27 protein-coding genes are annotated in these 26,009 nt (G+C 71.0%); 17 read left to right on the forward strand and 10 right to left on the reverse strand.

The window, feature by feature from the left end:
* The first annotated feature begins 21 nt into the window (after positions 1-21).
* The 6 genes from ACKUB9_RS22615 to ACKUB9_RS22640 all read left to right on the forward strand — a co-directional run bounded on the left by ACKUB9_RS22615 (position 22) and on the right by ACKUB9_RS22640 (position 5,277).
* Positions 22-585 (forward strand): cytochrome b, encoded by a 564-nt coding sequence (locus ACKUB9_RS22615; protein WP_407526968.1) that lies wholly within the window; start codon positions 22-24, stop codon positions 583-585.
* Between the two features lie 158 nt (positions 586-743).
* Positions 744-1,250, forward strand: coding sequence for a helix-turn-helix transcriptional regulator (locus tag ACKUB9_RS22620; RefSeq protein ID WP_407526971.1), 507 nt, complete (start codon positions 744-746; stop codon positions 1,248-1,250).
* Positions 1,251-1,479: 229 nt separating this feature from the next.
* Positions 1,480-2,292, forward strand: a complete 813-nt coding sequence (locus tag ACKUB9_RS22625; RefSeq protein ID WP_407526973.1) for a sensor histidine kinase — start codon at positions 1,480-1,482, stop codon at positions 2,290-2,292.
* Positions 2,285-4,174 (forward strand): PAS domain-containing sensor histidine kinase, encoded by a 1,890-nt coding sequence (locus ACKUB9_RS22630; protein WP_407526976.1) that lies wholly within the window; start codon positions 2,285-2,287, stop codon positions 4,172-4,174. The genes ACKUB9_RS22625 and ACKUB9_RS22630 overlap by 8 nt, the downstream gene beginning before the upstream one ends.
* The gene (locus ACKUB9_RS22635; protein WP_407526979.1) at positions 4,171-4,809 is read left to right on the forward strand and encodes a response regulator transcription factor; all 639 of its coding nucleotides are present in this window, start codon (positions 4,171-4,173) and stop codon (positions 4,807-4,809) included. The genes ACKUB9_RS22630 and ACKUB9_RS22635 overlap by 4 nt, the downstream gene beginning before the upstream one ends.
* Before the next feature lie 117 nt (positions 4,810-4,926).
* Entirely contained in the window at positions 4,927-5,277 is a 351-nt protein-coding gene (locus ACKUB9_RS22640; protein WP_410823694.1) for a response regulator transcription factor, read from the forward strand.
* A gap of 478 nt (positions 5,278-5,755) precedes the next feature.
* Here the strand turns inward: ACKUB9_RS22640 and ACKUB9_RS22645 are convergent, their stop codons facing one another.
* The gene (locus ACKUB9_RS22645; RefSeq protein ID WP_407526985.1) at positions 5,756-6,163 is read right to left on the reverse strand and encodes a RidA family protein; all 408 of its coding nucleotides are present in this window, start codon (positions 6,161-6,163) and stop codon (positions 5,756-5,758) included.
* 121 nt (positions 6,164-6,284) lie between these two features.
* Here ACKUB9_RS22645 and gcvA point away from each other — a divergent pair, with 121 nt between their 5' ends.
* Positions 6,285-7,274 (forward strand): transcriptional regulator GcvA, encoded by a 990-nt coding sequence (gcvA, locus tag ACKUB9_RS22650; RefSeq protein WP_407526987.1) that lies wholly within the window; start codon positions 6,285-6,287, stop codon positions 7,272-7,274.
* Here gcvA and ACKUB9_RS22655 read toward each other — a convergent pair.
* From ACKUB9_RS22655 to ACKUB9_RS22685, 7 genes are all read right to left on the reverse strand, one after another.
* Complete coding sequence (locus ACKUB9_RS22655) at positions 7,243-7,947, reverse strand: MOSC domain-containing protein (protein ID WP_407526989.1); 705 nt, start codon at positions 7,945-7,947, stop codon at positions 7,243-7,245. The two genes, gcvA and ACKUB9_RS22655, sit on opposite strands and share 32 nt — an antisense overlap.
* Positions 7,944-8,489: a peroxiredoxin family protein gene (locus ACKUB9_RS22660; RefSeq protein WP_407526992.1), complete on the reverse strand. Its 546-nt coding sequence runs from the start codon at positions 8,487-8,489 to the stop codon at positions 7,944-7,946. Before ACKUB9_RS22660 ends, ACKUB9_RS22655 begins: the two co-directional genes overlap by 4 nt.
* Before the next feature lie 16 nt (positions 8,490-8,505).
* Complete coding sequence (locus ACKUB9_RS22665; RefSeq protein ID WP_407526995.1) at positions 8,506-9,210, reverse strand: glutamine amidotransferase; 705 nt, start codon at positions 9,208-9,210, stop codon at positions 8,506-8,508.
* A 131-nt stretch (positions 9,211-9,341) separates the two neighbouring features.
* Positions 9,342-10,193 (reverse strand): catalase family peroxidase, encoded by an 852-nt coding sequence (locus ACKUB9_RS22670; RefSeq protein ID WP_407526998.1) that lies wholly within the window; start codon positions 10,191-10,193, stop codon positions 9,342-9,344.
* Positions 10,194-10,524: 331 nt separating this feature from the next.
* Complete coding sequence (locus ACKUB9_RS22675) at positions 10,525-11,247, reverse strand: hypothetical protein (protein WP_407527000.1); 723 nt, start codon at positions 11,245-11,247, stop codon at positions 10,525-10,527.
* A gap of 15 nt (positions 11,248-11,262) precedes the next feature.
* Positions 11,263-11,937: a MarR family winged helix-turn-helix transcriptional regulator gene (locus ACKUB9_RS22680; protein WP_407527003.1), complete on the reverse strand. Its 675-nt coding sequence runs from the start codon at positions 11,935-11,937 to the stop codon at positions 11,263-11,265.
* 107 nt (positions 11,938-12,044) lie between these two features.
* Positions 12,045-12,191, reverse strand: coding sequence for a hypothetical protein (locus ACKUB9_RS22685; protein WP_407527005.1), 147 nt, complete (start codon positions 12,189-12,191; stop codon positions 12,045-12,047).
* Between the two features lie 232 nt (positions 12,192-12,423).
* On the opposite strand from ACKUB9_RS22685, the gene ACKUB9_RS22690 reads away from it, so the two are divergent.
* Entirely contained in the window at positions 12,424-13,203 is a 780-nt protein-coding gene (locus tag ACKUB9_RS22690) for a hemerythrin domain-containing protein (RefSeq protein WP_407527008.1), read from the forward strand.
* Between the two features lie 27 nt (positions 13,204-13,230).
* Here ACKUB9_RS22690 and ACKUB9_RS22695 read toward each other — a convergent pair whose 3' ends face one another.
* Positions 13,231-14,073: an SDR family NAD(P)-dependent oxidoreductase gene (locus ACKUB9_RS22695; RefSeq protein ID WP_407527011.1), complete on the reverse strand. Its 843-nt coding sequence runs from the start codon at positions 14,071-14,073 to the stop codon at positions 13,231-13,233.
* Positions 14,074-14,423: 350 nt separating this feature from the next.
* On the opposite strand from ACKUB9_RS22695, the gene modA reads away from it, so the two are divergent.
* The 8 genes from modA to metH all read left to right on the forward strand — a co-directional run bounded on the left by modA (position 14,424) and on the right by metH (position 24,267).
* Positions 14,424-15,230 carry a molybdate ABC transporter substrate-binding protein gene (gene modA / locus ACKUB9_RS22700; protein WP_407527014.1) on the forward strand — a complete coding sequence of 269 codons (807 nt, stop codon included), beginning with the start codon at positions 14,424-14,426 and terminating at the stop codon, positions 15,228-15,230.
* A complete protein-coding gene (gene modB / locus ACKUB9_RS22705) occupies positions 15,223-15,915 on the forward strand; it encodes a molybdate ABC transporter permease subunit (protein WP_407527017.1) in 693 nt (230 codons plus the stop codon). The genes modA and modB overlap by 8 nt, the downstream gene beginning before the upstream one ends.
* Positions 15,912-17,024, forward strand: a complete 1,113-nt coding sequence (gene modC / locus ACKUB9_RS22710) for a molybdenum ABC transporter ATP-binding protein (protein WP_407527019.1) — start codon at positions 15,912-15,914, stop codon at positions 17,022-17,024. Before modB ends, modC begins: the two co-directional genes overlap by 4 nt.
* A gap of 244 nt (positions 17,025-17,268) precedes the next feature.
* Positions 17,269-17,958: a hypothetical protein gene (locus ACKUB9_RS22715; RefSeq protein WP_407527022.1), complete on the forward strand. Its 690-nt coding sequence runs from the start codon at positions 17,269-17,271 to the stop codon at positions 17,956-17,958.
* A gap of 199 nt (positions 17,959-18,157) precedes the next feature.
* Positions 18,158-19,141, forward strand: coding sequence for an ArsR/SmtB family transcription factor (locus ACKUB9_RS22720; protein WP_407527025.1), 984 nt, complete (start codon positions 18,158-18,160; stop codon positions 19,139-19,141).
* An 88-nt stretch (positions 19,142-19,229) separates the two neighbouring features.
* Positions 19,230-20,150, forward strand: coding sequence for a methylenetetrahydrofolate reductase [NAD(P)H] (gene metF / locus ACKUB9_RS22725; RefSeq protein WP_407527027.1), 921 nt, complete (start codon positions 19,230-19,232; stop codon positions 20,148-20,150).
* A gap of 26 nt (positions 20,151-20,176) precedes the next feature.
* Positions 20,177-20,368: a hypothetical protein gene (locus ACKUB9_RS22730; protein ID WP_407527030.1), complete on the forward strand. Its 192-nt coding sequence runs from the start codon at positions 20,177-20,179 to the stop codon at positions 20,366-20,368.
* 152 nt (positions 20,369-20,520) lie between these two features.
* On the forward strand, positions 20,521-24,267 hold the full coding sequence (gene metH, locus ACKUB9_RS22735) for a methionine synthase (RefSeq protein WP_407527033.1): 3,747 nt from the start codon (positions 20,521-20,523) through the stop codon (positions 24,265-24,267).
* A 34-nt stretch (positions 24,268-24,301) separates the two neighbouring features.
* Here the strand turns inward: metH and ACKUB9_RS22740 are convergent, their stop codons facing one another.
* A complete protein-coding gene (locus ACKUB9_RS22740; RefSeq protein WP_407527123.1) occupies positions 24,302-24,706 on the reverse strand; it encodes a MerR family transcriptional regulator in 405 nt (134 codons plus the stop codon).
* A 554-nt stretch (positions 24,707-25,260) separates the two neighbouring features.
* On the opposite strand from ACKUB9_RS22740, the gene ACKUB9_RS22745 reads away from it, so the two are divergent.
* Positions 25,261-25,935, forward strand: a complete 675-nt coding sequence (locus ACKUB9_RS22745) for a sigma-70 family RNA polymerase sigma factor (protein WP_407527126.1) — start codon at positions 25,261-25,263, stop codon at positions 25,933-25,935.
* The last annotated feature ends 74 nt before the right edge of the window (positions 25,936-26,009 follow it).

Here is a 26,009-nt window from a genome sequence, read left to right on the forward strand (position 1 = left end):
CGTCCCGCGCGAGTCACAGCCATGACCGGACCCATCCAGACCTTCACGCTGCTGCAGCGCGCTCTTCACTGGGTGATGGCGGCCTGCATCCTCGCCATGCTGTTCATCGGGGTCGGCATGGTCTCGACCGTCGGACCCGAATACCTGTCGCTGATCACCACGCACAAGACGCTCGGGATCGCGCTGTTCGCCCTCGCGCTTCTCCGCCTCGGCGTCCGGGCCAGATCCGGCGCGCCGCCCCTGCCGGCCGACCTGCCCCAGCCGCTGAAGCTCGCGGCCACGGCCTCGCATTACCTGCTCTACGCGCTGATGATCGCCCTGCCGCTGATCGGCTGGGGCATGCTGTCGGCGAGCGCCTACCCGATCGTCCTGTTCGGACCGGTTCGGCTGCCGGCGATCCTGCCGCAGAGCGACGCCCTGCGGACGATCCTCTGGCACGCCCACGTCTACCTCGCCCTGGCGTTCTTCGCGCTGATCCTGCTGCATCTCGCGGCGGCCCTTTTTCACGGGCTGGTGCGGAAGGACGGCGTGCTGGCGAGCATGACGACGGCCGCCCTCCGCCGCGGCGACGTCCCGCGGCCCTGACGACAGGCCCCACGTCGAGCGGCCGATACCTCCGTATGAGGCGGGCAGACGAGCGTGTCGGCCCGCCCACATCTCAGCGCGATGTCACCGGCGCCGCTCCCGCGCGAATCTCCTCGCGGAGCGTGCGGCCCGTGCGGGCCGGCGCAGCGGAGACACGGATGACCACCGGGCAGAACCGCCATGACCTCTCGCCGGCCGGGGCACCGGCCGGCCTGATCGCCGCCCTCCTGCTCGAAGCGCGCGAGACGCTCGACATCGACCGCGCGGCGGCCCGCCTGCTGGTGCTGCGCGCTGCCGCGATGCTGGACGAGGCCGCCGAGGCTGCATCCGGCCGCCTCGCCGCGTGGCAGATGAAGCGGATCGACGCCTATATCGAGGAGAACCTCGCCGGCGCCGTCACGGTCGAGGCGCTCGCCGCCCGCGCGAGGCTCAGCGCGGGCTATTTCGGCCGCGCCTTCAAGGCGAGCTTCGGCGAGACGCCGCACACCTACATCCTGCGCCGGCGGATGGATCGCGCGCGCCGGCTGATGCGGGAGACCGCCGCGCCGCTCGCCGCCATCGCCCTCGAGTGCGGCATGGCGGACCAGAGCCATTTCGGCCGCACCTTCCGGCGGTTCACCGGCATGAGCCCGCATGCGTGGCGCCGCTCGATGGCGCACGGGTGAGGATCCGGTGCCGCCTCCTGGCGGAGCGTGGCGCACCCCGCTCCGCGGCCGGAACGACCTTCGATGGATCGATCGAATGCCCGCGAAGCCCTCCGGAACGGCGCGGATCTATGATGTTCGGCGCAGTGCTCCCATTCCATCGGCACAACACTGGTAAAACCTCCGTATAGTTTCATCCAGCGGGGCAGCACGGCATCGTCCAGCTTGCCGGAACCGGGGGAACGGATCGGTGTCCGAAGGGGACGACCTGGGCGAGGAGGGGCGGATGGGCATGACGGTGGCGATCCCGGGAAGACCTTCGGTGGGCGAGGCCCTGATGCGCGCCGAGGCCGCCCGCACGGCCATGGCCCGCCTCCTGGCGGTCGCCGGTCACGACCTCAAGCAGCCCCTCCAGGTCGCCCTGATGGCGATCGAGTGCGCCGTCTCGGACGGCGTCGCCCCCCGCGCGGCGGCCCGCCTCGGGCTCGCCAGCGATGCGCTCCAGCGCCTGGGACGCGAACTCGACGACCTCGCCCGCTCCTCGCAGGCCGGCGACGTGCCCCCGCGGCTCGCGACGGTGGCGCTCGGCCCGCTGCTCGCCGCGGTGGAGACCGAGTGGCAGGCCTACGCGGCGCGGTGCGGCGTGCGGCTGCGGGTGCGGGCGACGCGCCTCTCGGCGCGCACCGACGCGGCGATGCTCGCCACGATCCTGCGCAACCTCGTCGGCAACGCGATCAAGTACGCCCGGCCGGGCGGGCGCGTGGTGGTGGGATGCCGGCGCCGCGGCACCCGGATCGAGCTCGGGGTGCTCGACGACGGGCCGGGGATCGCGCCCGACAAGCTCGCCACCCTGTTCGAGGCTTTCGACCGGGGCGGGCGGCGCGACGGCGCCGGTCTGGGCCTGGGCCTCCACATCGTGCGCCAGACCGCCCAGGCGCTCGGCCATCCGGTCGGCGTCCGCTCCCGGCCAGGCCGCGGCTCGGCCTTCAGCGTGACGATGCCGCGCGCCGCACCCGGGTCGAGCGGCGAGGCGCGCCAAGCCCCCCGCGACGCGCGTGGCTGAGGCGTCCGACGGCGCCGCGTCGCGGGTCGCGGCCGTCGCGATCGCGCTCGCGGTCTTCCTGATCGACGTGGCCACGCCCCTCGAAGGGGCGGTGGCTGTTTTGTACGTCGTGGTGGTGCTGATCGCGGCCCGGGCCTTCAGCCGCCATGGCGTGATCCTCGCCTCGGGCGCCTGTCTCGCTCTGACGATCGGCGCCTACCTGATCTCGCACGATCCGGAAGAAATCGGCTCGCCGCTGCTGCGCTGCCTCGTGAGCCTCGCGGCCATCGGCATCACCACCGCGCTGGCCCTGCGCCACAAGGCCGATGCCGCGGTGCTGGCCGAGCAGGCCCGTCTCCTCGATCTCACTCACGACGCGGTCTTCGTCCGCGACCGGCACGACGTGATCACCTTCTGGAACCGCGCCGCCGAGGACTTTTACGGCCGGAGCGCCGCCGAGGTGGTGGGCCGCGTGGCGCACGAGGTTCTCCAGACGGAGTTTCCCGCCGACCGCGCGGTCATCCTGGCCGAACTGCACCGCACCGGCCGCTGGGAGGGCGAGCTCATCCAGCGGGTGCGCTCGGGCCGGTCCGTCGTGGTCGAGAGCCGCTGGGCGCTCCAGCGCGACGCCGCCGGGGCGCCCGTCGCGGTGCTGGAGACCAACACCGACGTCACTGAGCGCAAGCGCACCTACGCGCAGCTCGTCGAGAGCGAGCGGCGCTACCGCACCATCTTCGACAACACGCGGGTGTCGATCCTCCAGCAGGACTGGTCGGCCGTGAAGGCCGACCTTGACCGGCTGCGGGCCGAGGGCGTGCGCGACATCGCGGCCCATTGCGCGGCCCATCCGGATGTTTTGGCGGGTGCGCGCCGCAGCGTCGTGATCGTCGACGTGAACAGCGTGACGATCCGGATGCTGCGGGCGCCCGACCGCGAGGCCCTGCTCGGCCCGCTGCACGACCTGCTGCCCGAGACGGACCAGACCTTCCCGCACGCGCTCGCGGCCCTGGCGAACGGGGAGCGGTTCTTCGAGGGCGAGACGCAGGTGCGCACCCAGGACGGCGGCGCCGTGCCGGTGCTGTTCGGCGTGAGCTTCCCGGCCGATCCGGCCGATCTCGGCTGCGTGCTCGTCCACGCCCTCGACATCACCGAGCGCAAGGAGGCCGAGGAGGCCCTGCTGACGGTGCAGGCGGATCTCGCCCACGCGGCCCGGGTCTCGACCATGGGCGAACTCACCGCCACCATGGCGCACGAGATCAACCAGCCGCTGGCCGCCGTGGTCACGAACGGCGAGGCCGCCCTGCGCTGGCTGCGGCGCCCGTCCCCCGACCTCGGCGAGGCCCTCGACGCGCTCGGTCGCGTGGTGGCGAACGGGCGCCGGGCGGGCGAGATCGTGGCCCGCATCCGTGGCTTCCTCGCCAAGGCGCCGCCGCGCCAGGAATGGCTCGACCTCGCCGAGATGATCGGCGAGGCGGCTCAGCTCCTCGAGCGGGAACTCGCGCGCCACGCCGTGATCCTGCGCCAGGAGAGCGAGCCCGGCCTGAAGCGGGTGCACGGCGACCGCTTGCAGCTGCAGCAGGTGGTGATCAACCTGATGGTCAACGGCATTCAGGCGATGGCGGCGATCCGCGACCGGCCCCGGGTGCTCACCGTGCGGACATCGCGGCAGGAGGACGGGGCGGTGAGGGTGGACGTGGCCGACACGGGCGAGGGCATCGGGCCGGACGCGCTGGAGCGGGTCTTCCAGCCCTTCTACACCACGAAGGCCAATGGCATGGGCATGGGACTGGCGATCTGCCGCTCGACCATCGAGGCGCATGGCGGCCGGCTCTGGGTCTCCGATGCGGGACCCGGCGCCGTATTCCACGTCCTCCTGCCGGTGGGGCAGGAGGACGCGCCGTGACCCGCGGAACCGCCCCGGTTCCCGCCGCGCCCACCGTCTTCGTGGTGGACGACGACGCGGACCTGCGCGAGGCGCTGGCCGGCCTCTTCCGCTCCGTCGACCTCGCCACCGCCACCTACGCCTCCGCGGCGGAGTTCCTGAGCGGGACGCGGCCGGACGGGCCAGGCTGCCTCGTCGTGGACGTGCGGATGCCGGGCCTCAGCGGCCTCGATTTTCAAGGACAGCTCGCCGATCACGGCATCCACCTGCCCATCATCCTGATGACCGGGCACGGGGACATCCCGATGTCGGTGCGGGCCATGAAGGCGGGCGCCGTCGATTTCCTGGCCAAGCCCTTCCGGGATCAGGACATGCTCGATGCGGTCACGGCCGCGCTCGCGCGCGACGCCGAGCGCCGCCACCGCGACGCGGGCCTGCGGGCGCTGCGGACGGCCTACGACACGCTCACCGCCCGCGAGCGGCAAGTTCTCGCCCACGTCACGGCGGGGCTGATGAACAAGCAGATCGCCGGCCTCCTCGAACTGAGTGAGATCACGGTCAAGATCCACCGCGGCCATGTCATGCGGAAGATGTCCGCGCGATCCCTGGCTGATCTGGTGCGCATGGCGGAAGCGCTCGGGATCAAACAAACCTGAGTATGATTCCGCCGGATGGTCATGGGGTGCATATCGGGATCTGGCTCCCTCACGCTCCGTCAGCCCGTCGCGAGCGGCGCAAGGCACACGATGTCCGACACCCCGACGATCGCTATCGTGGACGACGACGAAGCCGTCCGAACCGCCACCGCGAGCCTCGTGCGCTCGCTGGGCTACGCGGCGCGCACCTACGCCTCCGCGCAGGATTTCCTGCGCGACGGGCAGGGCCTCTCGCCCGACTGCCTCATCACCGACGTGCAGATGCCCGGCATGACGGGGGTGGAGCTGCAGGAGCGCCTGCGGTCCGAGGGCAGGACGCTGCCTGTCATCGTCGTCACGGCCTTTCCGAGCGACGGCCTGCGGCAGCGGGCGCTCGCGGGCGGCGCCTGCGCGTTCCTCGAAAAGCCCTTCGGCGGCGACGTCATGGTGCGCTCGCTCCAATCCGTGCTGGAAGGCGGCCGTCCGTGAGCCAGCCCGCCGGGGCTCTTCATGCGGTCCACGCTTGATCCGTTCGTGGAAAGAGACCGCGCTTCTCCCCTCTCCCGTGTGGGCTTGCGGATTCACACTTCGGGTCGGGCACGTTCTCCTCTCCCCGCGTGTGGCATGGCTGTCTGGGGAAAAATCCCCGACGAGGATGGCGCGGGGAACCCCTCTCCCGTGCGGGAGAGGGGCAGGGGATCGAAGATCCCGCGTGAGGGTCCAGGTGGGGCCGCAGTGAAGCGCAAAGCGTCGTGCGGGGAGCGGAAGGGTTCAGGTTCAAGCACGAAATGTGGTGCTGGTAGCGGCAGCGTCCCGTCTGCTTGCTGCCCCCTCCCGGGACCCTCACCCCTGCCCCTCTCCCGCACGGGAGAGGGGTTCCCGCGCCATCCTTGTCGGGGAGGTTTCCCCGGATGGGCCTGCCGCACACGGGAGAGGGGATACCGCGCATCATTGATTCCGGAACAGATCAGGCAACCTCCTCTCCGGTGCGACGCGCGCCGACGGCCGCGATGGCCTCGATCTCGATCATCGCCGCGGGATCGTAGAGCGCCCTGATCTCCGCGATCGTGTCGGCGGGGTAGGGGGCGGTGAAGAAGCGTCGGCGCAGCGTGACGACATCCTGGAAGTGGCGCATGTCGGTGACGAAGATCGTCACCTTGATGACGTCCCGCAGGCTCGACCCGCCGGCCTCCAGGGCCCGGCGCAGGTTGGCGAAGGCCTGCTCGCCCTGGGCCAGGAATCCGCCCTCGACGATCCGCCCGTCGTCGCCCGCGCCCGCCTGCCCGGAGATGAACAGGAGATCGCCGAACCGGATCCCCTGCGACAGCAGGAACGGCGCGTAGGGGTCCGGCTCGGTCACGACTTGGTTCAGCATCACTCATCTCCCTCGATCGGTGCGGACGGGAGAGCCGGCTTCATCTTGCCCTCGCCACCCGTCTGTCCGAGACTTGGCTCGCTGACACCGTTCCGACAAACTCCGAATCCTCAGGTGATGGATGAGCAGAGCTCATCTGGGCGGCCGCCGTCTTCCTCCGCTCGGCGCGTTGCGCGCCTTCGAGGCCGCCGCGCGCCACGGCAGCTTCAAGCACGCGGCGGGCGAACTGGCCGTGACGCCGACGGCGGTCAGCCATCAAATCCGCGGCCTGGAGGAGCAGATCGGCCTCGCCCTGTTCGAGCGCCGCGTCCGCAAGGTGGTGCTGACCGAGGCCGGGGCGCAGCTCTATCCGGTGCTGCGCGAGGGCTTCGACGCGTTCGAGGCCGCGATCCAGCGCCTGACGCGGGTGAGGACCCGGGTGCGCGTGACGATCTCGGCGACGAGCGCCTTCACGGCCCGATGGCTGGTCCCGCGGGTGTCGGGCTTCCGGGCGCGTCACCCGGACATCGACCTGCACCTCTCGGCGACCGACGAGGCGGTCGACCTGTCGGCGGAGGGCGTCGACCTCGCCATCCGGTACGGGCGCGGTCCGTATCCGGGCCTCCTGGCCGAGAGCCTGTTCGCCGACCGCTTCGCCCCGGTCTGCAATCCCAAGCTCGGCATGGTCTCGCGCGACGACCTCGGCCGGGTTCCGCTCCTCCACTTCCGCTGGACGCGCAAGCACCCGCTGAACCCGACCTGGGAGACGTGGTTCGCGCGCGCCGGGCTCCCCTGGAACGCGCCGCCCGGCCAGATCGGCTTCTCCGACGAGGGCCACGCGATCCAGGCGGCGATCGCCGGGCAGGGCGTGGCCCTGGCGAGCCTCGCCCTCGTCGCGGACGACCTCGCGGCGGGCTACCTCGTGCAGCCGTTCGGCCCGGTCATCGACGGCCACACCTACCACCTCGCGATCGACCCCGACCGCGCGGCGCACCCCGGCGTGAGCGCCGCCGCCGACTGGCTTCGTGCGGAGGTCCGCGCCGCCGACCCCGCCCGGGGCAGCACGGCCGGCGACTGGCCGGCACCGCCCGACGCCGGGATCACCGGCCCGGCGGATCGTCCGGTCCGCTGATCCGCCGCGACCAGTCCTCGACCGTGCCGGTGGCGAGCCGGCGGCGGGCCAGCGCCCGCCACGTCTCCGCCAGCTCCGGCAGGGCGGCCACGGCGTCGAGGTCGGACCGGTTGCGCGTGTCGACGTAGAGGAGGCGGATCAGGCGCGCGAGCGGCCAGTCGGGTCTCGGGCGCTCGCGGAGGGCGAGCGCGTCGCCCGGTTCGGCCACGCCGGCCTCCAGCACCCGCCAGTACCATCCCGTGCGCCCCGTCCTCTGCATGGCGAGCGCCATGCCGGGCCGCCCGAAGCGGCGGTCGAGCTTGTAGCAGGGCTGGCGCCCCTGGCTGACCTGCAGCAGCGCCGACCCGACGCGGGCGATGTCCCCGATGCAGACGTCGTGCTCCGTCCAGCCCAGCGTGGACAGATTTTCGCCGAAGGCGCCCGGGGCCGCGAGCAGCGGATGCTCGCCGATCTCCGCGGCCCAGACCGCGTAATGGTCCCGCGGATACTGGTGCAGGGCCTTCTCGGGGCCGCCGTGATACCGCAGGTCGGCCTGCGCATCGCCGACGATCCCGTGCGCCGTGATCTGCCACGGTCCCGGAACCGGATGCTTGGCGATGCCGCTCGGCGGGCCGCCGGGCCCGAGCGGCGCGACCGGTCCGGCGAGGACGACGGGGAGGACCGGCGCGATCATGGCCGCGCCGCCGCGGGCAGACGGCAGCCGCCCTCGTCGCAGCCGGCCGATTCCCCGTCCGCCACCGGCAGCGCGCGCGGCGCCGCCACCAGCGACCCCACCAAGACACCGAGGGCGAGGTCGTCGACCTGCCCGAAGGCGTGCTCGCGCACCACGCCGTCGCGATCGATGACGATCGTGGTCGGCGTCCCGCGCAGGCCGTAGCGCCGCATCGTCCGGGGCACCGGGCCGTCCGCGCCGGGCCGGTCGACGCCGATGGGCAGGGTGAGGCGGTACTCGTGGATGAAGGCGGCGAGCGCCACCTCCGACATCGCCGCATGATGCTCGAACACCGTGTGCAGGCCGATCACCACGACCTCGCCGCTCTGTGCGAACAGCCGATGCAACTTCTCGGCCTGCGGCGTGCCATGGGCGACGCAGCCGGGGCAGAGCATCTGAAAGGCGTGCAGCACCACCACCTTGCCGCGCAAGGCCGCGAGCGTGAGGGGCGTGGACGTGTTGAACCAGCGGACGACGTCGAGTTCGGGTGCGAGGGGATTCATGAAGACCTCCCGGGGATCAGGGCCGTTCGAGACCGGCGAGCCAGTCGGCGAAGACGCGCGCGCCCGCCTCGCGCAAGCCGGGTCCATGACGCAGGCTGTCGGCCCGGAGCGTGCGGGGATCGAGCCCGGCCGCGGCGATCTCGCAGGCGTGCCCGATCAGCCACCGCTCGATCTCGGCGGCATCGGCCTCACCGTGGAATTGCAGGCCGAGCGCGTGGCGCCCCAGGGCGAAGGCCTGGTGCGGGCAGAGGTTCGTGGAGGCGAGAAGTGCCGCACCGGCCGGCAGGTCGAAGGTATCGCCGTGCCAGTGCAGCACCGCCGTCCCGTCGAGATGGGCGAGCGGGGAGGCGCGCCCGGCCTCCGTGAGCGTGAGCGGCGCCCAGCCGATCTCCTTGGCGGGACCCGGGTGGACGCGGGCGCCGAGGGCGCGCGCCATCAGCTGCGCCCCGAGGCAGATCCCGAGCGTCGGCCGGCCGGCCTGGAGGCGCCGTGCGATGAGGTGCAGTTCGTCCGCGAGAAAAGGGTAGCGGTCGTCCTCGCAGGCGTTGATCGGACCGCCGAGAACGATCAGGAGGTCGGCGCCCGCCGGCGCGATCGCCCGGAGGTCGTCGACACCGGCGTCATAGACCCGGGACGTGTATCCGGCGCTGCGCAGAACCGGCTCGATGAGTCCGAGACCCTCGAAGGCGACGTGGCGGATGGCGATGGCGGTCGGCTGCATGGCGCGTCTCGCTTGCGTGGGGACGACGAGAGCGGCCGGCACGACCCGGCCGCTCTCGGTTTCAGGCTGCCCTGGCTCGGAGGGGCGTTGCGCCAGTGGTCCGGCGATGGCGGCCGCCGAGCCACGGGTGACTACTTCGCGCGCAGGCCGAAGGAGATGCCGTAGGCCGTGCGGCGGGCCTCGAAGATCTCGTCCTGCGGTGCTTCGATGCCGTCGGCCAGCTGACCCGGATCGAAGATTCCTTCGTCGCAGGTCTCGTTCGGCTCGATGGCCGTGACGGCGATGGTGCCGAGCTTGACCGCCCTCCGATCGTCCTCGTTCTTCCACCGAAGCGTGATGTCGTTCGTCAGATCGTCGCCAGGCTCGGCAAGCATGGCCACGACGTCGAACCGTGCCGGGCCCTTCGACAGCCGCTCGGTCAGCTCGGCGACCAGAAACTGCGGCGGCTTGCCCTTCGCCTCTTCGTCGCTCAGCGCGATCTCGCCCGCCGCGGGAACCACCTTGAACTTGAAGGGAGCGGCTCTTCCGGCGGAATTCACCCCGGTGAACGCGTGCACGCCCCAGTAGACGATGCCCGCATAGCTTGCGGGCAAGGGCTTGCCTGCCACGAAAGCCGCCTGGCGCGTCGTCTCGGGATTGGCCTTCGCGAAGGCCGTGACCGCCTCCGGGTTGGGCTTGCCGTCGGGTCCCGGGGCGCGGACCTGCAGGAAGGCGAGCATCTGATCGAGCGTCCGGGCGAAGTGCACCGGCGCGTTCTCGAACAGCAGATGCGTCTCCCCTCCGTCGGACAGGATCTTGATCGAGAAGCCGCGCAGGACGGTCCTGGCCGTGTCCGGAGCGGACGGGTTGCCGCCGCCGACCGAGAAGCGGCCGATCAGGGGCCAGGGTCGCGTGAAGCTGATCGAGCGCGTCACCTGTTCGGCATCTCCCGTGGGCGTGTAGGTGCCGCGCACGCACTGCCCCTTGGCGAAGGTCGCGCGCACGCCCGGCGGCTTCCCGGCGACCGCCTTCAGCGCCTCCACCAAACTCTGAGCATCCGCTGCGACCGCCGTGGGCGAGAGACCGGGCGCCGAGAGAAGGGCCGCGCCGAGGAGCGGGATCGCGACCGCCTTGCGCAGGGTCGGCACCGCGCCAGGGGTGCGTCCGGTCGTGTCCGATCGCCGCTCGATCGCTGCGGCGGACCGGGGTGGATCGACGTGGCCGACATGTGCCATGGTCGTTCATCCTTCTCTGATGCTCGGAGGGGGATCTTCCGGCGGTTCGGCGATGGCAGTCGCCGAACCGCCTCTTGGTCTCAGCTCTCTTTCTGAGTGCTCACTTGTTCTGAGTGCTCACTTGGCCGGGCAGCGACAGGTTGCCGGAGGCGACCTTGAAGACGTCGCTGACGCAGAGCAGCGGCGCATGCAGGTTGCCGTTGACCTTGAGGCCGGAGGTCACCCCATCGAAGGACGCGCCCTTGATGCCGGTGATCAGCGAGACCGGGATCTCGACCTGGACGGCGTCACCCCGGAAGGCCGTCGGGTAGTCCGGGCTGTCGATCAGAAGCGGCACGTTCGGCCAGGTCGGCGGAACCTTCGGCTTCGCGCCCTTCGGGATGTCCACCACCTTCAGACCACCGCCGCAGGCGGCATCCTTGGCGAGCACGACCCAGTGCGGGTGCCAGACGTGCCGGTTCACGCCGCCGTGGGCCGCATCGTCGAAGTCGGGGTGGAAGGTGACGGCGAGGGCGACGATGCCCTGCGCCTTGTCGAAGCCGATCGCGCCGCTGTCGAGCGTCGTCGGCCAGACGTAGGCGTAGACGCTGGAGCCCTCGAACCGGCCGGTGGCGTCGGGCTTGTCCTTGCCGGCCTCGCCGCGGACGCGGGTCGTGAACACGGCCGTATCGCCCCTGGTCACGATCGTCGTCTCGACGATGTCGAACGACGCCAGGACCGCCTCGTCGGGCTGCGCCTGGATGGGTATGGCCGACGTGCTGGTGGCGAGCGCGCACAGGGCGGCAGCCACGAGGCCGAAGCCCCATGCCTTCATTCGTCTCATGACACCGTGTCCTTCTCAGTTCCCGGGCTGTGCTCGGAGGGGCGGCGATCCGTCAGCGAAGGACGTCCAGGTGGCAGCCTGGACGTCGGGATCGGCCGCTTCATGCTCGCCGCAATCGAGCCGGAGATCCCGGGTCCCGATCGGGGCGTTCACGAAGGCGCAATGATGGGGCTGGGGGCCGGTCGGATGGGCGTTCGGCCGGAAGTGGCGGCAGCTGACGCACATCCGCTGCAGCGGGATCGCGCCGGCCTGCTGCAGGGTGCGGATCAGCTTGATCTGCGTGAGCAGGAGGTCGGCCTGCTCGTCCGGCGAGAGCCGCGCCAGGGCGGCCATCACCTGCGAGGCGGCCGAGGCGACGGCATGGCCGAGGGTCCGCCCATCCTCCGTCAGGCGGGCGATCACGGCGCGCCCGTCGGCCGGATCGGGGGTTCGCTGCAGGAGGCGCTTGCGTTCGAGGGCGGCGAGGGTGTCGGCCATGCTGGGGGCGGAGACGGCCAGCTCGGCGGCGATGTCCTTGGCGCGCAGGCCGGCGGGGCGGGCGGCGAGGAGGGCCAGCACCTGCACCTGTGTCGGGTTGAGGCGGGCCTGTCCGGCGGCGGCCCAGAGGTCGGCGCGCAGCACGAGGGCGACGCGCTCGAAACCCTCGCGCAGGCGGAAGAGGACGGGGTCAGGCGTGTCGGCGTGGTCCATGCCGCATAATTAGGACTCCTAATTTAAACCGTCAAGCGGGTGCGGGCGACGGGGTCGCCCGCGTGCAATCCTTCAGGCGTGAAGGGCGGCCGTGGCGGCGAGAGGGCTCACAGACCGTACTCGCGGGACAGCAGGAGGCTCGTCATCCGTTCCTGTTCCGCTTCGGCGAGCGCCGCGTTCCGGGCGGCCTGCTCGATCCGGTCGGTCTCGCCGGGATCCTCCTCTCGGCAATGTTGCTCGTCCGGTTCCTGCATCGTGGGCTCCTGGCATCTCACTCTCCGGAGCCCCCACGATGGCGCGTTCCGGATGAGAACACAACAGGAACAGAATGGCGCGGACGGTTTGCCGCCCGCGGGTTCCCCGATCGACCAATCCAGCCCGCGGGATTGGCCGCGCGCCACGCCGCGATCGATGCCTTCGGACGCTCGGGCGCGGAACACCTTCAATTCCGCGTGAGTTTGGAAGGCGCCATCGAGGGATTTAAGTATGGATATCTGGCAGCTCACGACGCGCGACCACACCAACATCACCGCCCTCCTTCGCGAGATTCCCTACGCGCTGAACGGGCCCGGCGTGGTCCGAAGCCGGGAGCGCCTGCTGGCGGATCTCATCGATGAGGTGAACGCGCACGCGGAGGCCGTCGAGGCCAGCCTGTCGGGGCCGCTGAGCGCACACGGGGAGGCGGGCGCCCTGCTGGACACGCTGCACCGCGAGCACCGGCAGATCGCGCAGCAGCTCGACGACCTCGCGGCGCGGCGCGGCCGAAACACCGAGGGCTGGCTCAGCACCTTCGAGGACGTGACCTACCTCCTCGACCAGCACCTCCACCGGCACGGCAACGAGCTGTTTCCCCTGGCGCGCCGGGTCCTGTCCCCGGACGAGGTGCAGGCGGCCACCCGGACGTTCGTGAGGGCGAAGATGCAGGTCCTGCGGGCAGGCACGGGCGGGCCGTTGCGGCAGGTCGCGGCGGGCGGCGTGTTCGGCGCCATCGCGGTGGGACTCGCGGCCGCGGCCGTGGGGGCGATCGTCTGGCGCTCCGGGCTGCTGCGGAGCAGCGCGGCCAGTCGCCCCGCGCGCGGGCGCCCCGATCGACCCGAGGGCATCGGCCGGGGCAAGCCGCGGGCCGACATGGCGGCGGCTGCGGCGCCGGGCAAGCGCGTGCCGGGGGAAGACCTCCGGCACCGCCAGGATCGGCTCCTGGACGAGGCGCTGGAGGAAACCTTCCCGAGCAGCGACCCGATCTCCCCGCACCAGATCACGCGGTAACCGGACCGACGACAAAGTGCCGGGCGCTCAGCCCGCCCGGCACGAGAGTCCGCCGTCCACGGGCAGGCTCACGCCCGTGATGTAGGCGGCCTCGTCGGAGGCGAGGAACAGGGCGGCGTTCGCCACGTCCCAGGCCGTGCCCATCCGGCCCATCGGGCAGGCTTCGTCGCGGGCCTTCACCATCGCCTCGGCATCCGCGTACTGGCCGGAGATCTGCTGGAAGATCAGCGGCGTGTTCATCATCCCGGGCATAAGGGCGTTCGCCCGGATGCCGTCGCGCGCGTGCTGCAGGGCGAGTCCCATGGTGAAGTTGTTCACGGCCGCCTTGGCGGCGTAGTAGGCCGCGTACGGGTAGCCGGTGTAGCGCACCGCGGCGATCGACGAGACGTTCACGATCGCACCGGCCCGCCGCGCCAGCATGTGCGGCAGCACGTGCTTGCAGGTGAGGAAGCAGCCCGTGACGTTGAGGTCGAGCGCGCGGTGCCACGCCGCCTCGTCGAGGTCGACCGGTCCGCCCATCTGGGCGTAGCCGACGTTGTTGTGCAGCACGTCGATGCGGCCGTGCCGGCCTGCCGCCTCGTCCACCACCGCCTTGACCGCGGACGAATCCGTCACGTCGCAGGACGCGGCCTCGGCGCGCCCGCCCTCGCCGGCGATGATCGCCGCCGTCTCCGCGGCGGCCTCCCGGTTGATGTCGATGCAGACAACGTGGGCGCCGTGGCGCGCGAAGGTGACGGCGGTGGCCTTGCCGTTGCCCCAGCCGGGGCCGACCGAGCCGGCCCCGAACACGAGGGCGACCTTGTCCTGCAGGCGCCGGGGAGCGGTCCGGGCGGGGTCGTGGACATCGCGGCCTGCGGTCGGGTCGATCACGTCCTCATCCTCCTGTTCGTCCGGGGCGCCGAAGGCCCGGCAGGTTACACGACGGCCGGGCCCGGGCCACCCGCATCGCCGCCGCCGATCCGGCGTCATCCCGTTCGCAGGCGGCCGGCCCTCGCCGGCAGGGCGATCCGCCATACATCACCGCCGGCCAAGCCTGCGCGTCCGGCGCGATCGCGCCGGGGTGCGGGCTTGGCCCCCTGCTCACGCCCGGTCCCGGGCTTGTCCGTGGGGCGCGCCGCTGCCAAACCCGTAGACGGGTCCCGGCCTGCTGGAGCAGCCGTCGCGCCGCCGCGCGGCCGCTCCTCCCCGCCCCGTCCCGGACCGCTGAGGATCGAGGTGACATGACCACGCTCACGCGCACCGGCTTCCTGGCCGGCCTCGTCGCCGGTGTCGTCCTGGGGGCGCTCCCCGTCAGGGCGGCCGAACCGCCGACCGTGTTCGCCGCCGCCAGCCTGAAGAACGCGCTCGACGACATCGCCGGCCGCTACGCTCAGGACGGCAAGGACGCGGGCAAGGCCGCGCCCCGGATCTCCTACGCGGCCTCGAACGCGCTCGCCAAGCAGATCGAGCAGGGCGCGCCCGCCGATCTCTTCTTCTCGGCCGATCTCGACTGGATGGACTACCTCGCCCGGAAGGACCTCATCCGTCCCGACACCCGGGTCAGCCTGCTCGCCAACAGCATCGTGCTGATCGCCCCCAAGGGATCGGCGCCCAGCGTCACCCTGGGACCCGACCTCGGCACCGCGCTCGGGTCGGGCCGCCTCGCGATGGGCAACGTCGAGGCGGTGCCGGCCGGCAAGTACGGCAAGGCCGCGCTGGAGAAACTCGGGGCCTGGGCCGGCGTGAAGGACAAGGTGGCTCAGGCCGAGAGCGTGCGGGCGGCCCTGCTGCTGGTCTCGCGCGGCGAGGCCCCGCTCGGCATCGTCTACGCCACCGACGCGGCCGCCGACCCGAACGTGACCATCCTGGCGGCCTTCCCGCCCGACAGCCACCCGCCGATCATCTACCCCGTCGCGATCACCCGGGAGTCGCGCAACTCCGACGCGGCGGCGTTCCTGGCCTATCTCCGCGGCCCCGCCGCGAAGGCCGCCTTCGAGCGACAGGGCTTCACCGTGCTCAACCGCGCGACCACCGCGGGCCGTGAGTGACTGGCTGACCCCCGAGGAGTGGACGGCGTTGCGCCTCAGCCTGCTGGTCGCCACCACCGGCACGCTGGCGAGCCTGCTGCCGGGCCTCGGGGTCGCCTACCTGCTGGCGCGGGGCCGGTTCTGGGGCAAGACCGTGCTCGACATGCTGGTCCACCTGCCGCTGGTGCTCCCGCCGGTGGTCACCGGCTACCTGCTGCTCCTCGCCTTCGGCCGGCGGGGGCCCGTGGGCGCCGTGCTCGCCGAGTTCGGCATCGTCTTCGCCTTCCGCTGGACCGGCGCGGCGCTCGCCTGCGCGGTGATGGGGTTCCCCCTGCTGGTGCGGGCGATGCGGCTGTCGATCGAGGCCGTGGACGGCAAGCTCGAACAGGCGGCGGCGACGCTCGGGGCCAACCGGCTGCAGGTGTTCGGCCTCGTGACGCTGCCGCTGATCCTGCCGGGCATCCTCGCCGGCACCGTGCTGTGCTTCGCCAAGGCGATGGGGGAGTTCGGGGCGACCATCACCTTCGTGTCGAACATTCCCGGCGAGACCCAGACCCTGCCCTCGGCCATCTACACCCTGACGCAGGTCCCGGGCGGTGAGGCCGGAGCGCTGCGGCTGACGCTGATCTCGATCGCGGTCTCGATGGTGGCCCTCGTCCTCTCCGAGGTCGCGGCCCGGCGCGTCGCCCGCCGGCTCGCCGCATGAGCGCCGGCCTGTCCGTCGCGGTCGCGCACCGGCAGGGGACCTTCCGGCTCCAGGCCGCCTTCGAGGCGCCGGGCGGCGTGACCGCCCTGTTCGGGCATTCGGGCTCGGGCAAGACCACGCTCGTCGACATCATCGGCGGCCTCGTGCGGCCGCAAGCCGGCCGCGTCGAACTCGCGGGCGAGGTGCTGGTGGATACGCAGACCGGCCGATTCGTGCCCCCGCACCGCCGCCGCGTCGGCTACGTCTTCCAGGAGAGCCGGCTGTTTCCGCATCTCAGCGTGCGCAGCAACCTGCTTTTTGGCCGCCGTCTGGTGCGGGGCACGGACGGGATCGGCTTCGACGACGTGGTCGGTCTCCTGGGGATCGGGTCTCTGCTCGGCCGGCGCCCGAACGGGCTGTCGGGCGGCGAGCGCCAGCGGGTGGCGATCGGCCGGGCGCTGCTCGCCCGCCCGCGGCTCCTGCTGATGGACGAGCCGCTGGCCGCCCTCGACGAGGCGCGGAAGGCCGAGATCCTGCCCTTCCTCGAGCACCTGCGCGACGCGGCGCAGGTGCCGATCATCTACGTGTCGCACGCGCTCTCCGAGGTGAGCCGGCTGGCCGACCGAATCGTCGTGCTGGAGGCCGGGGAGATCGTGGCCGCTGGCCCGGTCGCCGAGGTGACGGCGCGCCTGGACGTGCTGCCGCTGCGCCACGAGCGCGAGGCCGGCGCGGTGCTGGCGGCGCGCGTGGAGGCGCACGACCCGGTCTTCGCGCTGACGCGGCTGGCCACGGAGGCGGGGCCTCTCTTCGTCCCGCTTCTGCCCCGGCCGGTGGGCGCCGGCGTGCGGATCCAAGTGGCGGCGCGCGACGTGACCTTGAGCCTGCGCCGGCCCGAGGGGACGAGCGCGCTCAACGTGCTGGAAGGCCGCATCGCGGAGATCGGCGCGTTGGATCGCGCCGATCCGACGGCCGAGGTGCGGCTCGCCTGCGGCGGGGCGTCCCTGATCGTGCGGCTGACGCGCCGATCGCTCGCCGAGATGGGCTTGGCGCCGGGGCTTGCGGTCTTCGCCGCCGTGAAGAGCGTCGCGCTCCTCGACGCGCGCGCGCCGCCCGATGCCGGCCTCAGGTGACGGTGCAGGTCGCCACCGTTGTTGCGCCACTGCCACTGGGGTTGGCACACAATTGTTTAAAACTCCATTAAAACTTGCTTGCAGAATGTAGCATGGCGGAAGTTCGGTCGTCACACGGGGGCGTGCGATGACGACCGGACGATCCATCTATTTGCGAATTGTCAGCATCGGTGTATCCGCGTGGCTTGCCGGCTGCGCCTCGATTGGCGGGTATCCTGCCAATCCCTATAGCTCCGACTCGGACTTGGCCGCGTTCGTCGCCAATTCAGGGCCTGCTGCCATCCAGGCGTACTATGCCGCTCCGACGATCGAGCGCGAGGCGCTGCGGAATCGGATCATCTACTCGCGAATCGCCGCCTACGACATCGAGTACCAGGCGTTCCAGGCCGATCTGATCAAGGAAGCGAACATCGAAAACATCTCGGCGGACCTGATCGTGCTGGGCCTGAACGGGGCCGGGGCGACGGCCGGAGGGGTGGGTCTGAAGGCGGCGCTCGCGGCGGCATCGGCGGGCGTCGTGGGCGCGAAGGCCAGCATCGACAAGCAGTTGTTCTTCGATCGGGCGGTGCCGGCGCTCCTGGCGCAGATGTCGGCAGCGCGGGCAGGGCGGTTCACCCTCATCCAGAAGGGGCTGCAGCTGTCGGACGACCTCTACCCTCTGCCCGCAGCCCTCGTCGACGCCAACGCCTATCGCGAGGCCGGCAGCCTGCCGGTGGCCATCGACCTCCTCACGGCGAATGCCACGGCCGCGCGGACGGACATGAAGGCGACGGAGGTGCTCAACAGGGTGGGACCCGTGGTGGGGGTGGAGAGCGCCGAGGCGGCGGCCCGGGCCTCCGCGGCTCCCGCCCTCGCGGCGCGGCGGGCGCGCTCGCCCGGCCTCACCATCGTGAGTCCCGGCGGACCCTCCACCTTCTTCCGCAACCTGCCGTGAGGCGCCTGCTTGCCGCGCCGATAGGGGGAGCGGAAGCCGGCCGGTCGCACCGGTCCGGCGGAGGCAGACCTGCTCGTCCGTAGGAAGCTGACGGGGCGCCGGCCGCGCCACCGGAAACCGGCGAGATTTCCGCTTGCGCCGGGTCCGAAACGCACATAAAGATATCTTTATGTTTCGCATGGGCCCCGAGCCGACGTCGATGATCCGTTCGCTTCCCTTCGCGGATGCCCTGAGCGTGCTGCGCGCGGCCGCGGAGGAGACGCGCCTGCGCATCCTCGCCCTGCTCGGCGAGGGCGAGCTCTCGGTCTCCGACCTCACCGACATTCTCGGCCAGTCGCAGCCGCGCATCTCGCGCCACCTCAAGCTGATGGTCGAGGCGGGCCTCGTGGAGCGCCACCGGGAGGGCGCCTGGGCGTTCTTCCGCTTGGTCGAGGGCGTGTCCGGGCTTGTCGAGCCGCTGATCGCCGCGATGGACCGCAATGCGCCGCCCCTGTCCGAGGACCGCGCCCGGCTCCAGGCGGTGCGGGCGCAGCGGGCCGAGGCCGCGCAGTCCTTCTTCGCCCGCATCGCCCCGCAATGGGACCGGGTGCGCTCGCTGCACGTGCCGGAGGCCACCGTCGAGGCGGCGATCCTCGACGTGCTCGGCCCCGGCCCGATCGGCAGCCTGATCGACCTCGGCACCGGCACCGGGCGGATCCTCGGCCTGCTCGCCCCGCGGGCCACCCGCGCGACGGGGCTCGATGCCAGCCACGCCATGCTGTCGGTGGCGCGCGCGAACCTCGAACGCCTCGGCCTGTCGCGGGTCGACCTGCGGCAGGGCGACATCCACGCCCCGCCCTTCGGCCGCGGCAGCTTCGATCTCGTGCTGGTGCACCAAGTGCTGCACTACCTCGACGATCCGGCCCGGGCGCTGCGCGAGGCGGCCCGTCTGGTGGCGCCGGGAGGGCGCCTGCTGGTGGTCGATTTCGCGCCCCACGACCTTGAATTCCTGCGCGAGGCGCAGGCCCATCGCCGGCTCGGCTTCGCTCCCGAGCAGGTCTCGGCTTGGCTCGGCGACGCCGCGCTCAGCGACGTGCAGGTGCGTGAACTGGCGCCCAGCGGCGATGCCGAGCACCGCCTGACGGTCACGCTCTGGCTCGCCCACGAGCGCAGCGCCGCCACACTTGCCCGCGAGGTGGCCTGATGGCTGCCGCAAATTCCGCCGATACGCTGCCCGTGCGTGACACGGTGTGCGTCCCCCCGCGCGTCTGACGAGAGAACCGAGGTCCACGATGGTCTCCACCGCCTTCCGCCCGAGCCGCGAGAGCCGCCGCCCGATCCGGGTGTCCTTCGAGTTCTTCCCGCCCAAGACCGCGGAGATGGAGGAGACGCTCTGGGCGTCGATCGAGCGGCTGGCGCCGTTGCAGCCGAGCTTCGTCTCGGTCACCTACGGGGCGGGCGGCTCGACCCGCGAGCGCACCCACAACACTGTGGCCCGCCTCGTGCGCGAGACGAGCCTGAAGCCCGCCGCGCACCTGACCTGCGTGGCCGCCACGCAGGGCGAGGTGGACGAGGTGGTGCGCTCCTACTGGGATGCGGGCGTGCGCCACATCGTGGCCCTGCGGGGCGACCCGGCCGAGGGCGTCGGCACCGCCTATCAGGCGCATCCGGGCGGGTATGCCCGCTCCTGCGACCTCGTGGCCGGCATCAAGCGCATCGGCGACTTTCAGGTCTCGGTCTCGGCCTATCCGGAGCGCCACCCGGAGGCGCCCTCCCTCGACCAGGATCTCGACGCGCTCAAGGCCAAGGTCGATTGCGGCGCCGACCGCGCCATCACCCAGTTCTTCTTCGACAACGACCTGTTCTTCCGCTACCTCGACCGGGTGCAGTCGCGCGGCATCAACATCCCGATCATCCCGGGCATCCTGCCGGTGCAGAATTTCAAGCAGGCCGCGAACTTCGCGCGCCGCACCGGCGCCTCGGTGCCGGACTGGCTGGCCGCCCGCTTCGAGGGCCTGGAGGACGACGTCGCCACCCGCAAGCTGGTCGCGGCGGCGGTGGCGGCCGAGCAGGTGCTCGACCTCCTCGACCGCGGCGTGACCGATTTCCACTTCTACACCATGAACCGCGCCGACCTCGTCTACGCGATCTGCCACCTGCTCGGCCTGCGCGCGGTCCCGGCCGCGCCGCTGACGGAGAAGGCGGCGGCGTAACCGCCGGCCGAATCGGGAGCCCCGTCGTGGCCGAACCGCAGGACATGATCCTTCCCTTGCTGAGCGGGATGCGCGCGGAGAGCCGCGCGGATCTCCAGGCGATGCGCGAGGATCTGACGCGCGGCTTCGACCGCATCGAAGCCCGGATGGATCGCCTCGAAAAGCGCTTCAACAACCTGCGCGAGGCGGTGAACGGCGAATCGGTGCTCGGCCGCTAGGCGGCCGCCGAAGTCGAGGAGCGGCTGGAGGCCATCGAGAGACGCCTCGCGGCGCTCGAGAAGCAGTCCTGACGCACGCCGCGCCCCCGCGAAACATCCATCCTTCCTGAGGAGCCCGGCCCAGCCCGGCCCGAAACCCGGACGATTCCCCGATGACCGACATCCGCCCCGTCGACGGCACCGAGATCGAGCGCGCGCTGCGCCAGCGCGCGTCCGAAAAAATTCTCGTCCTTGATGGGGCGATGGGCACGGTGATTCAGCGGCTCGGATTCGGAGAGGCGGATTTCCGCGGCACCCGCTTCATGGACCACGCCCACGACCAGAAGGGCAACAACGACCTGCTGATCCTGACCCAGCCCGACGCGATCCGGCAGATCCACCTCGACTACTTCCTTGCCGGCGCCGACGTCTGCGAGACGAACACGTTCTCCGGCACCACGATCGCCCAGGCCGATTACGGCATGGAATCGATCATCCACGAGTTGAACGCCCAAGGCGCCCGGCTCGCCCGGGAGGCGGCCAAGCTCGCGGAGCAGCGGGACGGGCGCCGCCGCTTCGTGGCCGGCGCCATCGGCCCGACCAACCGCACGCTGTCGATCTCGCCGGACGTGAACAATCCCGGTTACCGCGCCGTCTCCTTCGACCAAGTGAAGCAGGCCTACGTCGAGCAGGTGCGCGGCCTCATCGACGGCGGCGCCGAACTCATCCTGATCGAGACGATCTTCGACACGCTGAACGCCAAGGCGGCAGTCGCCGCCGCGTGGCAGGTCTTCGAGGAGACCGGCGTCAAGCTGCCCATCATGATCTCGGGCACCATCACCGACCTGTCCGGGCGCACGCTCTCGGGCCAGACGACCGGTGCCTTCTGGAACTCCCTGCGCCACGCCGACCCGCTCACCATCGGCCTCAACTGCGCGCTCGGCGCGCGCGAGATGCGCGAGCACATCGCCGACCTCGCCCGGATCAGCGACACGCTGGTCTGCGCCTATCCGAATGCCGGCCTGCCCAACGAGTTCGGCCTCTACGACGAGAGTCCGGAGGCCATGGCCAAGCTCGTCGGGGAGTTCGCCGCATCGGGCCTCGTCAACATGGTCGGCGGCTGCTGCGGCACCACGCCGGACCACATCCGCGCCATCGCGCAGGCGGTGGCCGACAAGACCCCGCGCGCGATCCCGGAGATCCCGCGCCTGATGCGTCTCTCCGGCCTGGAGCCGTTCGTGCTGACGAAGGACATCCCCTTCGTGAACATCGGCGAGCGCACCAACGTCACCGGTTCGGCCAAATTCCGCAAGCTCATCAAGAACGGCGACTACGCCGCGGCCCTCGACGTGGCGCGCGATCAGGTCGCCGCCGGCGCCCAGATCATCGACATCAACATGGACGAGGGCCTGCTCGATTCCGAGAAGGCAATGGTCGAGTTCCTCAACCTCGTGGCCGCCGAACCCGACATCGCCCGGGTGCCGGTGATGGTCGACTCCTCGAAGTTCGAGGTGATCGAGGCTGGCCTCAAATGCGTACAGGGCAAGCCGATCGTGAACTCGATCTCCATGAAGGAGGGGGTCGACAAATTCGTCAAGGAAGCCAGGATCTGCCGCTCCTACGGCGCGGCGGTCGTCGTCATGGCCTTCGACGAGGTGGGCCAGGCCGATTCCTACGAGCGGAAGGTCGAGATCTGCACGCGGGCCTACAAGATCCTCACCGAGGAGGTCGGCTTCCCGCCCGAGGACATCATCTTCGATCCCAACATCTTCGCGGTCGCCACCGGCATCGAGGAGCACAATGACTACGGCGTCGCCTTCATCGAGGCGACGCGCACGATCCGCGACACGCTGCCCCACGCCCACATCTCCGGGGGCGTCTCGAATCTGTCGTTCTCGTTCCGCGGCAACGAGCCGGTGCGCGAGGCGATGCACGCGGTGTTCCTGTTCCACTGCATCAAGGCGGGCATGGACATGGGCATCGTCAACGCGGCCCAGCTCGCGGTCTACGACGAGCTGCCGCCGGAGCTGCGCGACCTCTGCGAGGACGTCGTGCTCAATCGCCGCGCCGACGCGACCGAGCGGCTGCTGGAGGCCGCCGAGCGCTTCAAGAGCGGCGGCGAGGCCAAGGCCAAGACCGCCGACCTGTCCTGGCGCGAGGGTTCGGTCGAGAAGCGCATCGAGCACGCGCTGGTCAACGGCATCACCGAGTACATCATCGCCGACACCGAGGAGGCGAGGCAGAACGTCGAGCGTCCGCTCCACGTCATCGAGGGCCCGCTGATGGCCGGCATGAACGTGGTCGGCGACCTGTTCGGGTCGGGCAAGATGTTCCTGCCGCAGGTCGTGAAATCGGCCCGCGTGATGAAGCAGGCGGTCGCCTATCTCGAGCCCTTCATGGAGGCCGAGAAGGCGGCGAACGGCGGAGGCAAGCGCCAGGCCGCCGGCAAGGTGCTGATGGCCACCGTGAAGGGCGACGTCCACGATATCGGCAAGAACATCGTCGGCGTCGTGCTCGCCTGCAACAACTACGAGATCATCGATCTCGGCGTGATGGTGCCGGCCACCAAGATCCTCGAGACCGCCAAGAAGGAGCAGGTCGACATCGTCGGCCTGTCCGGCCTGATCACCCCCTCTCTCGACGAGATGGTCCACGTCGCGGCCGAGATGGAACGCGAGGGCATGGACATGCCGCTGCTGATCGGCGGCGCCACCACGAGCCGCGTCCATACCGCCGTGAAGATCCATCCGGCCTACGCCAAGGGGCAGGCGGTCTACGTCACCGATGCGAGCCGCGCGGTGGGCGTGGTGTCGAGCCTGCTCTCGAAGGAGACCCGCACCGGGGTCATCGACACCGTCCGCGCCGAGTACGCCAAGGTCGCCGACGCGCACGCCCGCTCGGAGGCGGACAAGCAGCGCCTGCCGCTCGTGAAGGCCCGGGCCAATCCCTTCAGGATCGACTGGCCGGCCTACAGGCCGACGAAGCCGAGCTTCACCGGCACCCGCGTGTACGGCTCCTACGAGGTCGCCGACCTCGTCCCCTACATCGACTGGACGCCGTTCCTGCAGACCTACGAGTTCAAGGGCCGCTTCCCCGCCATCCTTGAGGATCCGGTCCAGGGTCCGGCGGCGAGAGCCCTGTTCGACGATGCGCAGACGATGCTCAGGCAGATCGTCGAGGAGCGCTGGTTCAACCCGAAGGCGGTGATCGGCTTCTGGCCGGCCAACAGCGTCGGCGACGACATCCGGCTCTACACCGGCGAGAGCCGGCAGGAGACGCTCGCGACCTTCCACGGCCTGCGCCAGCAATTGTCGAAGCGCGACGGACGCTCGAACACCTGCCTGTCCGACTTCGTGGCACCCGCGAGCAGCGGCCTCGCCGATTACGTCGGTGGCTTCGTGGTCACGGCGGGGCTGGAGGAGGTGCGCATCGCCGAGCGCTTCGAGCGCCAGAACGACGATTACCGCTCGATCCTCGTCAAGGCGCTCGCCGACCGCATCGCCGAAGCCTTCGCCGAGCGCATGCACGAGCGCGTCCGCAGGGAGTTCTGGGGCTACGCCGCGAACGAGACCATCGCGACCGAGGACCTGATGAAGGAGGAGTACGACGGCATCCGCCCGGCTCCCGGCTACCCGGCCCAGCCCGACCACACCGAAAAGGTCACGCTGTTCGATCTGCTCCAGGCGGAGCGGCGCATCGGCGTGAAGCTGACCGAATCCTACGCGATGTGGCCGGGCTCCTCCGTCTCGGGGATCTACATCGCCCATCCGGAGGCGCACTATTTCGGCGTCGCCAAGGTCGAGCGCGACCAAGTGGAGGATTACGCCGCCCGCAAGGGCATGGACGTGGCCGAGGTCGAGCGCTGGCTCGGCCCGATCCTCAACTACGACCCGGCGCGCCACCTCGCCGCGGCGGAGTGATCCGAGCGGGGCCGGCCCGGGCCAGGCCCGCTCGTCAGGGCTCGGCCATCAGCGCGTCGAGGATCGGGCAATCGGGCGTATCGGTGCCCGGGCAGTCGCCGATCAGGTGGTCGAGGGCCCGTTCGAGCCGGCGCAGGTCGGCCAGCTTTTCGCGCACTTCGGCGAGGTGCCGGGTGGCGATGCCCTGCATCTCGCGGCAGGTCACCTGCCGCCGGTCGACCAGGGTCAGCATCGTGCGGATGCTCTCGATCGGGAAGCCGAGGTCGCGGCAGCGGCGCACGAAGGTCAGGCGGCGCACGGCCTGGGCGTCGTAGCGCCGATGTCCGGACGGCGAGCGGGAGGGCGGCGGCAACAGACCGATCCGCTCGTAGTACCGCACGGTCTCCAGATGCACGCCGGTGGAGGCCGCCAGCGCGCCAATCGTCAGGTCATCCGTCATCGTCACGTGCACGCTCCCACTCGTCCCGTAGCGACTACGGGGTAGAGGATGCCGCAAGCTGAGGCCGGCGCCTACCGGCTTGGTGTGAGGCGCGGACCGTCTCTCCCGACCCGGTATACAGCACACCATCGTCGCGAGGCGCCGTGTCTGCGCAGGATGGACGCTGTGGTCCGGCCGGTCGCGCATCCCGTTCGCCGACGTCGATCGCGGGTACGATCAGACTTCGCATCGAGACGCGCCCAGCGTCGTCGAAACTCTCCATCTACTTGGTCGTCTGCTGATCTCGCGCAAATAAACGTTCTCGTTATTGAATGATAAGCGCTCCGCCGAGCCCTCTTTCAGCGGCACGATCGCCGTCATATCAACTTGAGCATAAATGATCGCGTGTGCCGCCTGTCGGTGTTTAGGCGGCGTTCAGACTTGTTCTGCCACATCGCGGGTCAACAACACCCATCACATCTTGCTGAGCTCGCATGAACTCGCCCGCAAAAGGTGCCATGACATCCAGCCAACGGCTTGCGTCCGCTCCGGACTCGAGCGTCGGGCCGGTGCCGATGTCGCCCGCCGATCTCCATCCGCCGCTGCCCGGCTACCTGCGCGAACACCTCGGCAAGCAGCTGCGCGCCTTCTACGCCGCCCTCGTGGCCGAGCCGCAGCCCGGCACGCATCTCGACTTGATCGCCAAGCTGGAGGGCGTGCTGGCCGAGCGGCCCGTCAGCGATCCGCGCTTCCGGAACGACCTCCTGGCCGCCCTGCCCGCGCTGCGCGCCTTCGCGGTGTCGCTCACCGGCAACGTCGCCCAGGCGGACGACCTCGTGCAGGAGACGCTGCTGCGCGCGTGGCAGAAACAGGACCGCTTCGAGCCGGGCACGAACCTGAACGCGTGGCTGTTCACGATCCTGCGCAACCAGTTCTACACGACCATGCGCAAGCGCAAGCGCGAGGTCGAGGATGTCGACGGAGCCGCCGCGCAGCGGCTGGTGGCCCTGCCGGACCAGGAGGACGGCATCGAGCTGCGGGACGTGTGGGACCGGCTCGGCCGCCTGCCGCCGCTGCAGCGCGAGGCGCTGCTGCTGATCGCCACCCAGGGCCTGACCTACGAGGCGGCGGCGCGCCTGATGGGCTGTCAGGTCGGCACGGTGAAGAGCCGCGTCAACCGCGCCCGGGCGGCGCTCGCCGCCGCCCTTGAGATCGAGGGGGGCCGGCTCGGCCGCTCGCTCGCGCCGTGACGGCGCCGGGCGGGCGCTTGCGCGACGAGGCGCCGGTCGTCTGCTCCGCCGCACCGGTGCGCCGGCGCATCACG

This window comes from Methylobacterium oryzisoli, assembly GCF_046557895.1.
GTDB lineage: Bacteria > Pseudomonadota > Alphaproteobacteria > Rhizobiales > Beijerinckiaceae > Methylobacterium > Methylobacterium oryzisoli.